Below are 9,582 nucleotides of genomic sequence, written 5' to 3'. Positions count from 1 at the left end.
GTCTGTCTGCCCCTGAAACATATCCGCATAAATTTTGTCCACCCGTGCCTGATTGGCCCGGTCGTATGCGTCCTGCTCCCTCTGCCGCCGCGCCGCCGCCTGCCGGTGCCGTTCCTCGGCGCTCTGCTCCGTCGGCTTTTCCGGTTCGTTTGTCTCTTCCGGAAGCGGATTTTCTGCGGGGCCCTCGCCCTCTCCAGAATTATCCGCGTCCGGCTGTGCCGGGTCTTCGTTCTCTGCGGGTTCCTGCACGGTTTCTTCATCATCCGGCGCGGGAGGATCGTCCTCTTCTCCGCCGTAGTCTCCGAAAACCTCCTGATACTCAGGGTCCATTTCAAATGCCATTGTCTTTTCCTCGCTTTCATGGATTTTTCCGCTATCCCTGCGCGTCGTCGGAGCAAACTTCACTTCGTTCGCTCCCAGCTATGCTGAAAGTTCACTTCATTTCATTGCTCCTCCTCTTCGCGGCAAACGGCGTTCGCCGCGATAAAGGACGGGGGGTGCGTTACTTTCCGCCCTTCGTTCCGGTGCGCAGGTCGTTGCCGGTCTGCTTCACAGTGCCCTTCTTGCCGGGGGCGCCGCCGCCCGGGGCCTTCACAAACTGGCTGCCCTGATTCTTGATTTTTCCGGCATAGCCTTTGTTCTCCATGGTCAAATCCTCCTTCCGTCCCATACTTGGCTTTTTCCGCTGGCCAAAGCGGCTGAATAATTTACGAAAGCTGCTGCTCCAGCTTCTGCTGCCCGATTTCTTTTCCGCATTGTTCACACTGCGGATTTCGGCAGCTAAAGGTCAGTACCCGGTAGAGCCGGGTCTGTTCGTCAGGACTTTTATCCCCCGTAATCAGATTGTGGCTTTCGCTGATCATTCCGTCCATTCCGCATTTCGGGCATTTCATATTGCCGCGCCTCCATCCAAAGCTGTCATAGCTGCCTCCGCTCCGGGCATTGCCTGCGGAACGGCCGCCTGTGTTTCCAACTGCTCCTGCAAATTCTTCTTCACAGTGGACGCCATGGGGTAGTGCTCCTTCTCCATGACCTCCCAAAATAGAATCAGGCTTCGCAGGTCTGTGGGCGGGCCATAGGCCCCCTGCTGCAAATTCATCCGGTTTTCCTGCCACAGCTTTTCCCGGTCACTGGCCAGCGGCGCGGACGCGTCGCAGGAGAACAGGAACCGATCATTCCAATAGGGCTGCCCCGCGTCGTCAAACTCCAGAAAGTCCCATCGGTCAAACTGAAGGTACTCCCGCTCTCCCCGGTCGTTATAGCTGACCACCGGCCTTGGCTCGTCGGCATAGGCCAGCTTCAGTTGAAAAATCATCTGGAACAAATCCTGAAACAGCACCCGTTTCATGGTTTTCTTGCTGTCCAGCCGTCCGGCGGCCTGCTGGGCCGAAAACTGCTTCGCAACGGCAGACGTGGCCGTGGGGTCCTTCCGTCCCTGCATGGAATCCGTAACGCCGATGGTCTGCCGGGCCTGTTCGTACACCGCGTTTTGGAACGCCAAATCCGCACTGATGTCCACCTGCAAATTTCGCACCTGAATCTGTTCAATCTGGGCTGGGTTTGTAATCCGCGCCAGCATCAAATCCTGGTCCCCTACCTCCAGCTTCAAATCCGCCGGCAGCGTCAGCACGCTTCCGCCGCCCAGCACCTTCTTGTTAATTTTGGTGGAGAGCTTATTCATGACGTTCTGCTGATCCTCAATGGCATCCACATCACTGGCGCCCAGAAACTCACCGTACAGGCTCACGTTTTTGCGGATAATGAGGTGGAAGCTGTTTGGCTTGTAGTCATCAAACCCACGGAATTTATCCCGCCGGGGAACTGGCTCAGGACACCGCCAGTCACGTCCATGGGGGCCATCGTCTCCAACCCGCCCATCACCGGCTGTCCAAACTCGTCCAAAACCGGGGATTCCGCCGGGATCACCTCCCCGTTGCTCTTCACGATGTCGTCCGTCAGGGTTTCGTATTCATCCACCCGTTCTTCAAAGCTTGCGGAACCGCACTCCCGGCACTTCACGCCGTCGCCCACAGTCCCGCACTTCTTGCAGAGCTTCAGCCGCCGCGCCTGACTGTCCTCCAGATGCTCCAGAACCGTGTCATTCACCCAGACAAACCGGCCCACGCCGCCGCTTTTGTTGCGGTAGGTTGCCATGTGGATGGTCACCATTCCTTCCGCCGCGCCGTCGCTCCCCACGGTCCGCAGCTCCGGCTGCTCCTCTGCCTCATCGCTTAGGTCTATGCCGTAGCGCCGCTTCACGTAGCCCTTGGTTTTCTCGGTGTCGATGAAGTACCATTCCATGTCCTCCACGCGGTAAACACCGTGCTGGGGGATGATCTTCTTCGGGTGCAGCTCCGTCAGGCGGATTTCTCCCACGCTGGTGTGGGTTCCCTCGGTCACGTCCCACTCCGCCAAAAACCCGTCCCCGCCCTGAATGGGACAGGTTCGCTCCGAAAGGTCCATAATCTGCTCCATGGGCAGTCGGTCCAGTTCGTTGCGAATCATGTCTTCGATAATCTTGGCAAGGGGTTCGTCCTGTTCCCGCATGGCCGTCACCTTGGGCTGCGGGATATTGCTGTCCACCTGTGTCTCGATCATCTCCAGCACAATGTTCCGCACATGGGTCGCGCCGTCCTTGGCTGTTCCGCCGCGCACGGTCTTGATATCCCGGCTCCCCCGGTAAAGCTCCTCCCGGCGGTCCATCCGGTCCAGATGGGTTTGATATTCGTCCTTGTCCTTGTGGTATCTGCTCTCCCAGAGCTGCAACAGTCCGCCGTCCTCCTGCTTTTTCATGCCCGCCTCCCCTAAAATTCCCGGTCGTTTCCGCCTGTTTTTTCAAGATACTGCTCCAAGGTTCCCCCGGGCTTTTTGTCGCCGCTGTCCGGCCGCTTCATGCCCAGGATCGTTGACATTTGGTCCAGCGCTTTCAACGCGCCCTTCGCGTCAAACTGCCATTCCCCGCCGGGGACCCACGCATGGGCCTCTGTGTCCCACACCATCACCGGCTCTTTCTCCATGCACCGACAGTAAATCTCAAAGCAGGATAGCTGGATAAACTCGGGCGTGATCCCCTTGCTCTCGAAAATCTCCCGAATCTTCCGGTCCCGATACTCTTTGATTTCCGGTCGGCGCAGCAGCTTCCATGCCTGACTGGCTGCGCTGGCTTCTTCGTACCCGGCGCGGATAGCCGCCTGCGTCCCGTTGAAATCCCGCAGATACTCAAACACAAACAGAACGTGCTGGTCCTTCAGCAGCTTTTCAAGCTTTTCCATGGGCAAGGCCCGCAGCTCTTCGGGCGTCAGCGCCTTTTTTGCCATCCTCTCTCCCTCCCCGGCCGCAAGTCACAAGTCTCTTGTTGTTTATCATCGTAACACAGGTGGACGTTCCGTTATCACCAACTTTCAAGGCAAAAATAAAGCGCTCAAGGCACTGTGCCCCAAGCGCTTTCTGCTTTTTCAGTTTCAATTTTCCCGCCACAAGCCAAACCAGCCTTCGTAGAATTCCTTCCGCGCCCGGTACAGCACGCTTTCACTGACGTGATATTTTATCGCCACACAGGAGATGCTTTTTTTCGTGCACATAACTTCCCGCAGGGCAGCACTGTAAGCGCCTCCGCATTTGTCGCAGAGACGCTGTATTTTCTCCTGTGTCTTCTTCGGCTGTACCTGCTCATTCAGGCAGGTGAACCGCACCAGCCCCTGCTTCTCCTCCGGCAGAGAAACACCCCGCAGCTTTTTGAAACTCACACGCGCCGCCTCCCTCCGCCGCGTCTTTCATGCTCCGGCACGGTTGGTGCCAGCTTCCGGGCCTCCGGCATCAGAAAGCGGACGTAATGCGTTCCGATGGCCGGTATGTATTCCCCGTCGTCAAGACAGGTGCAGCGGGTCGGAATCAAAAGCCGCCCGTCCGCCCCCAGCTTCAGCGTGGGCATTCCCTTCCGCTTGTGCCGGTTGTAATCCTGAATCGCCTGTGTCGTCAGCTCCACATCCACGCAGTCCGGTTTCAGGAGGTTTCGGCTGGGGTGCCACCGCTTTTCATCCGGAAGGCACCGGGCCTGCCTGCACAGGTAGACGGCCAGAGCGGTGTAGTCGTCCTGATGGCGCAGAAGCTGCACGTCCGCGGTCCCATAGCCCCACATCTCACGCAGCGGCTTCCCGTTCAAAAGATATTCCCCGCAGCCCTCCGGCTTTGAGATCAGGTCCCCCGATACCACACAGTGGCAGTGCAGACGGACGGGGTCCAATGTCTCGTCGTCCTTTTCGCTGGTCATGCCCACATACCGGAATATCACACCCCGCTTTTTGTAGGCATATTGCATCCGCCTCAGAAAGAGCATCATCTGGTGATCGGCGGTGTCGTGATCGTTTTCAATGCGCCTGAGTCCCGGTTCGTCGAAGTGGAGCGTCAGCAGGCAGTCACCCGGATGAAAGCTGGCATTCAGAATCCGGGCCAGACGGCGGATGGCCTGTGACCCGTTGGCGTCCTTTTTCTTTTGAGAACTGCCCTGACCGGTTTCCTTCTTCCCCGGCTTTTCCCTGGGCATAAAAAACTTTGATACCTCGCCTGTGTTTCTGGCTCTCCAAATTCTGGCCATCCATTTTCCGCGCATATCCGCCGCCGCCTTTCTGGTGTAAAAATATAATCAAAGTCACGCGTACCTCCGCGCGACGAGCCTTTCCCTTTTTCCCCCGCCCCGCAGGTTGCCGAACAGTTGTTCAGCCCCTGCGCCTCCCTTTCCCAACCTTCGTCCCAGACTTAGCCCCTTAAAAGTCCCGCAAAGAACGCGCGCGTTTTTTGCGGTTGATTCATTTATATATGTATCAGTCACTCAGACCGGGGCCGGATATACCGGCCTCTGTCTCAATGGCCTCGCCGGGCGCTCACTCTTATCAGAGCGCCCGGCTGCTTTCTTCTTCAATCTTCCTTCCACTCGGACAATGATTCATAGGCTGCAATCATGCCGGGTAAATCGCCCTTTATCATAGCTTTTTGTGCTGTGTCAATATCCTGCTGCATCAAAGCCGCTGCGAACTGTCCATTTGGCACGCTCCGATAAATGGTAATGATCCCCTGCACGCGTGCAATTTGCTCCGGCAGCGCGTCTCCCAAAGTTTTTTGATCATCAATTCCTTTCATCCTCAGTATCCTTCCTCCGCTTTTTTAAGGCCACCGGTTTGACAGTATCCGTAATAGCCGCCTGAACCGCGCCCTTTATGTCCTCCATCTTCGGAGCAGTTTGCTCAATGCTCTGCTTCACCTCCAAAAGCAACCGGGTATTGTCTTGGATGAGCGTTCCAATACACTCGGAAAGCTGTAAATCGGTCAAAATAGCCTGAAGCTGCTTTAATTCCAAAATTTTAGATTTTACAGCCGCCTGCACCCCGATTGTGAACAGCTCCTTGGCAATCCTGTGGCTCTCATCCCCAAGAGAGAACGGCTGAATACTGTTCAACCAAGACGAAGCAAACTTAATATCTCCGTTTTCGACGTATACGTAATTTGCCTGCGTGTCCTGATTACCGATGCAAACCGCAAAAAGAGGTTTCCCGTTCCTCGAAATCATAATTTCCCGTGTCTCAAAATCAGAAGTTTTCATTGTCTCCTCCCTTTCCCGCCTCTAGCGCCAGATTCCCGCCCTGATACAGGCTATACAGCGTCCGCCCCCGTGAATCGGTCAGATAGGGCAAAAACACCTCGTCCACCTGCACGTTTCCGGCCTCCACAAAGGCCATCTGCGCCAATATCCAATCTCGAATATTCCGCCAAGCAGTCCGCTCCGCCTGAGTCTTGTCCACTTTGACCTTCTGCCGCGCAAATACCTGCATAACGCCTGCCGTATTCGCAGGCAGCAAGAACCCTCGCGGCCCATCCGCCGTCTCAATGGCAAACGCCAAGCCCACGGGCCGTCCATCCGGGTCATAGTCCACCATGATCTTTCGAGCCCCGTTTTTGGCAAGCGTCCCTTGAATCTCGCCCAGGCTATCGTATACGTCAATTTTTGTGGTGTAATTTTTAATCGGCATGGTTCTCGCTCCCTTCCGGCTTTCTGGCCTTGATAAATTTACTCGGATAATATTTACCTTTTAGTCTCTTGCAGATAGTGCACGCGAATCTGTTAAACTGTGACTTACCAATGTGGATTGCACACCTTTTGCAGAAGTCGGCCTTTTTCACAGATTGCATCCTCCTCGTTCCGGCTTGCGGCGGTAGGCAAGCCACGTCACGCCGTACAAATTGCCACGCTCTATATCGTAGTAAGTACCAGCCTCAAACACGAGCTGCCCATCATCGCCATACACGGTCGTTGCGGCGGCACCTATTGCTATTACCCCAATATCCGTGCGCCTAACCATGCAGTACTTGTTGAGGTCTGGACGGCCATCAACCTCAATCCACACTGGCACCCCATCCATCCCCCGCAGCTGCTCTAGCGTCAGCGGCCTATTTCCGCCAGAAGAATCAATAATGCGGTTGAGTGCATCCGATACGACCTGCGCGCTGTCGGCATTTAAAAAAATCAGCCTTGCAAATACCTCCACGTCGTCGGTTGTCGTTCCTTCCGCGATAGGTATCAAATCTCCTATGTCTTGCCGCATATGAGGATTCCATAGCAACAATTCGTTCCATGTGTCCGAATTCTCCTGCCTGCAGGTGCTCACGCCGATATCACCAGATCCAAAGCGCAGTTTCAACGGCTCGTTGACGGGCTGGGCGCGGCGGTTCAGCGCATCCATTAATTCCTCTTCGCTGTCGAATTTGGCTTTCCACCCGTCGTGAAGTTCAACTCCACACTCAAGCTCCACGCCGAAATACATTCCACATTCAGTGCAATACGCACCGCATTTCCCATAGTTGTCTTTAAACGGCTGGAATCTTCCCCCACAGATGGGGCACGGCTTCAATTCACTCATTGGGGCGGCATCCTTTCTTAATAAGCAATGGCTTACATTCCGTTATGTCATCAATGAATTTATCCTTATTTTTGCTGTTTGGATTTTTGCATTTATCGGAACTCCACGCGCAATTGTGGCACTTTTTCATCGTCCACCCTCCCCGGCCTGCGCGGCCTCTTCCAGCGCGCCGTAATTCAAAATCAGGTCAATGTTCATCTCAGCGCACAATTCTTTGAGCTTTTCAAATTCCGTCCTGTTGTGCTCTTTTTGGTACTGGATAGTCTGCTGGTATTGTTCACCCAACACTTGTAATTTCCGATATGCCTCAAACTTACCTTTTGGCAAATAAAGCCGGGAGAGATCAAACCAACCGGGTATAGTCTTGTATGGGACGGGTTTCATTCCGCCTCTCCTTCCCCGGCCTCGTCGCCGTACTCCCGGTCGTATTCCTCCGGCGATATCAGTCTAAAATCAGATTCAACATGCTCAGATGCGAAAGTTTCAAGGCCAAGTTCGCGTAGCAAATCAAGCGCCTTTACGCCTTTCAGAGTTTCAAAATAATCAATCGCGGCATACTTTTCGTCCGTGACCTCGCCAACGGCAAACTGCATTCCACCCGGTGCAGGATTTCCGTGTTCGTCCACAGCCATACCTTGCACCTCAAAGCAAATTCTAAGTTGTTTCATTCTTCCGCCCCTTTCCCGGCCTCCTGAGGGCCACGATACACGAAGCATCCGCACTGATCTGTGTCTCCGCCGGTATCGTTCCCGGCATCAATGCAGTCCGCGCCGCAAAATTCGCACAAAATATTTCCGTTGTGGGCAGCACTTTCAAAATCCTCCACCGCCGCCCGCTCCCTCCGCTGGCTCTCCGCAAGCTGGGATTTAACCTCTGCCAATTCAGATTCAAGCCGCTCATTTTTGGCGACAACGCGGGCAAGTGATTCTCTTACCGATTGTTCTGGATTAGCGTGATAGGACATTTTGCAGCTCCTTCCACCTACACCCATTGCAGGCTCCCTTGTGGGCCTCGTGATATCTCCCACACTTCTGGCACAGTTCGTTTCTTGCGTTGGCAAGCTGGCCCTCTAACTCAGCGATACGGGCTTGCTGGGATTCCAGTCGGTCGGCGGCATCCATTGACGGGCAGTAATATCCAATCGCATTGGTTCCGTGATCACACCAACTCCGTTCACTGCATTCCGAGCAATCTTTTCTCAGCGCCCGGATAATCTCGTCAGAATTCTTTTGATCGTTCATCGCGCTTCTCCCTTATATCCTGCCACGCCTGTGCAGCACAGCGTATTTTTTCTGAGCCTGCTTTTTCCGCATGCCGCGGCACTTGGGGCAATAAATTTGCTCTCGTCGATCCAGAAACTCTCCGGCGCAGTCCCGGCAATACTGCGGCCGAATACGCTGGAACTCGGTACAGCTATCGCAGTCGGAACAGTGCTTCAGACAACCCCGGACATCGTTCCAGTTCTGGCACAGCTCCCGCTGCCAGTAATCGCCCCATTCCATGGAGTTTCTGCGCATCAGCAGCAGCGCACACAGTCGGGCCATGGGCTTCCGGACGGGTTCTCGGTGCTTTTCGGATTTCACTGTCGGCTCCGGTGCGCCGGTCCCCCACGGGCCCTGCCCCAGCATTGCCCGGACCTTGTCCGCATTTTCGGTGTGATACTTTACAAATACAACGCCCCGAACGGCCTTCTCCGAACGGCCGCCGCAGGCCTCGCCGATTATGGCATAGCTGAAGCCCCTGCGGAGCATATCCGCCAAGCGCTGCAAATCCGTGTCGCTCCATGGATTCTGCGGCCCCTCCCGCACCGGGCGCTCCTTTAACCCAAGATCGCAGCATCGCCGCTGGACGGCACCCGCGCTGCGCTGCATCTCCCGAGAGATTTCCGCCCAAGTGTACTTATGCTGCTTCAACAAATACGCCAGTCGGCTATCTTCATAGGGAGTCCACGGGTCTTTTCGCTGCGTGCTGAAGGCCGTGGCGTCAAGCTTCCGCTGCTCCGCCACCCAGTCCGGCTCTTTCCCAAGTGCCAAAGGCTCCATTTTTGAAAAATTTAGGAACGAACGGTTCTTTTCCGCCCACGTCCAAAACTCATGCAAGTAGACCACCCGGAAAGTGCTGTTAACAACACGCTTGGTATGTACAGGAAAGCTCCGGTTTGCAACCCAGCTTTTCATTTGGTATCCGGCAGTGGTTCCGGAGTTTTGGAAAACGCGGATGGGCTGGTTTAAGGTAACATAGTCGCCGCTGGCCAGCACACCGCCAAGTCTCAGCCGACCGGCCCGGCACTTCACCGCGTTGACGGTGCGGCCCAGCCCCTTCGCAATGGCCGGAATGGAGACGGAGCCCCACCTGTCCATCAGATACGCCTCGTCTTTGGCGGTCCAAGTGCGCTTTCCCAACGGCGGCGAGGCGTGGCCCATAATCATCACTCCCTTTTGTCGACAGCTCTCCCGCAGTTTGGGCAAAAGCGATAGATCGGCAAATCACTTTCGGAAAACGGAAACCCACATGCTCCACAACTGTAAAAATCACGATGCCCTTTTGAAAGTGCTTTGACTATTCTGGGTTTGATCGGCATGCTTTTTCTTACTTCATTGCGAAGCCGATTCAGGGCCCATGTATATTCGTTACAGAATTCCTCCGTTTTTATATCAGTATCGATCCCCTC

At 55.1% G+C, this 9,582-nt stretch carries 18 protein-coding genes; all 18 read right to left on the bottom strand.

Annotation, left to right across the window (positions count from 1 at the left end):
- Positions 1 to 342, bottom strand: a 342-nt coding sequence (locus tag RT018_RS13900) for a hypothetical protein (protein WP_312942888.1), incomplete at its 3' end; no start/stop codon positions are given.
- Between the two features lie 160 nt (positions 343 to 502).
- Positions 503 to 646 carry a hypothetical protein gene (locus RT018_RS13895; protein WP_312615187.1) on the bottom strand — a complete coding sequence of 48 codons (144 nt, stop codon included), beginning with the start codon at positions 644 to 646 and terminating at the stop codon, positions 503 to 505.
- Between the two features lie 61 nt (positions 647 to 707).
- Positions 708 to 893 carry a hypothetical protein gene (locus RT018_RS13890; protein WP_312942887.1) on the bottom strand — a complete coding sequence of 62 codons (186 nt, stop codon included), beginning with the start codon at positions 891 to 893 and terminating at the stop codon, positions 708 to 710.
- Positions 890 to 1,711, bottom strand: a complete 822-nt coding sequence (locus RT018_RS13885) for a hypothetical protein (RefSeq protein ID WP_312942886.1) — start codon at positions 1,709 to 1,711, stop codon at positions 890 to 892. The genes RT018_RS13890 and RT018_RS13885 overlap by 4 nt, the downstream gene beginning before the upstream one ends.
- Before the next feature lie 32 nt (positions 1,712 to 1,743).
- Positions 1,744 to 2,793 carry a hypothetical protein gene (locus RT018_RS13880; RefSeq protein ID WP_312942885.1) on the bottom strand — a complete coding sequence of 350 codons (1,050 nt, stop codon included), beginning with the start codon at positions 2,791 to 2,793 and terminating at the stop codon, positions 1,744 to 1,746.
- A gap of 11 nt (positions 2,794 to 2,804) precedes the next feature.
- Positions 2,805 to 3,317, bottom strand: a complete 513-nt coding sequence (locus tag RT018_RS13875) for a terminase small subunit (RefSeq protein ID WP_312942884.1) — start codon at positions 3,315 to 3,317, stop codon at positions 2,805 to 2,807.
- Positions 3,318 to 3,461: 144 nt separating this feature from the next.
- Positions 3,462 to 3,746 carry a hypothetical protein gene (locus tag RT018_RS13870; RefSeq protein ID WP_294854288.1) on the bottom strand — a complete coding sequence of 95 codons (285 nt, stop codon included), beginning with the start codon at positions 3,744 to 3,746 and terminating at the stop codon, positions 3,462 to 3,464.
- Complete coding sequence (locus RT018_RS13865) at positions 3,743 to 4,609, bottom strand: hypothetical protein (protein ID WP_312942883.1); 867 nt, start codon at positions 4,607 to 4,609, stop codon at positions 3,743 to 3,745. Before RT018_RS13865 ends, RT018_RS13870 begins: the two co-directional genes overlap by 4 nt.
- A gap of 305 nt (positions 4,610 to 4,914) precedes the next feature.
- Positions 4,915 to 5,136 (bottom strand): hypothetical protein, encoded by a 222-nt coding sequence (locus tag RT018_RS13860; protein WP_312942882.1) that lies wholly within the window; start codon positions 5,134 to 5,136, stop codon positions 4,915 to 4,917.
- A complete protein-coding gene (locus RT018_RS13855; RefSeq protein WP_312942881.1) occupies positions 5,123 to 5,596 on the bottom strand; it encodes a hypothetical protein in 474 nt (157 codons plus the stop codon). The genes RT018_RS13860 and RT018_RS13855 overlap by 14 nt, the downstream gene beginning before the upstream one ends.
- Complete coding sequence (locus RT018_RS13850; RefSeq protein ID WP_312942880.1) at positions 5,583 to 6,023, bottom strand: hypothetical protein; 441 nt, start codon at positions 6,021 to 6,023, stop codon at positions 5,583 to 5,585. Before RT018_RS13850 ends, RT018_RS13855 begins: the two co-directional genes overlap by 14 nt.
- 147 nt (positions 6,024 to 6,170) lie before the next feature.
- A complete protein-coding gene (locus RT018_RS13845) occupies positions 6,171 to 6,911 on the bottom strand; it encodes a hypothetical protein (protein ID WP_312942879.1) in 741 nt (246 codons plus the stop codon).
- A gap of 126 nt (positions 6,912 to 7,037) precedes the next feature.
- On the bottom strand, positions 7,038 to 7,295 hold the full coding sequence (locus tag RT018_RS13840) for a hypothetical protein (RefSeq protein WP_312942878.1): 258 nt from the start codon (positions 7,293 to 7,295) through the stop codon (positions 7,038 to 7,040).
- A complete protein-coding gene (locus RT018_RS13835; RefSeq protein ID WP_312942877.1) occupies positions 7,292 to 7,579 on the bottom strand; it encodes a hypothetical protein in 288 nt (95 codons plus the stop codon). Before RT018_RS13835 ends, RT018_RS13840 begins: the two co-directional genes overlap by 4 nt.
- Positions 7,576 to 7,875, bottom strand: coding sequence for a hypothetical protein (locus RT018_RS13830; RefSeq protein WP_312942876.1), 300 nt, complete (start codon positions 7,873 to 7,875; stop codon positions 7,576 to 7,578). The genes RT018_RS13835 and RT018_RS13830 overlap by 4 nt, the downstream gene beginning before the upstream one ends.
- The gene (locus RT018_RS13825; RefSeq protein ID WP_312942875.1) at positions 7,859 to 8,152 is read right to left on the bottom strand and encodes a hypothetical protein; all 294 of its coding nucleotides are present in this window, start codon (positions 8,150 to 8,152) and stop codon (positions 7,859 to 7,861) included. Before RT018_RS13825 ends, RT018_RS13830 begins: the two co-directional genes overlap by 17 nt.
- Before the next feature lie 12 nt (positions 8,153 to 8,164).
- The gene (locus RT018_RS13820) at positions 8,165 to 9,340 is read right to left on the bottom strand and encodes a hypothetical protein (protein WP_312942874.1); all 1,176 of its coding nucleotides are present in this window, start codon (positions 9,338 to 9,340) and stop codon (positions 8,165 to 8,167) included.
- The coding region (locus RT018_RS13815; protein ID WP_312942873.1) for a hypothetical protein at positions 9,340 to 9,582 on the bottom strand (243 nt) is incomplete at its 5' end. The genes RT018_RS13820 and RT018_RS13815, both read right to left, overlap by 1 nt.

The organism is Oscillibacter sp. (assembly GCF_032060045.1).
Lineage (GTDB): Bacteria > Bacillota > Clostridia > Oscillospirales > Oscillospiraceae > Oscillibacter.
This window is presented reverse-complemented; position numbering and strand designations above follow the sequence as displayed.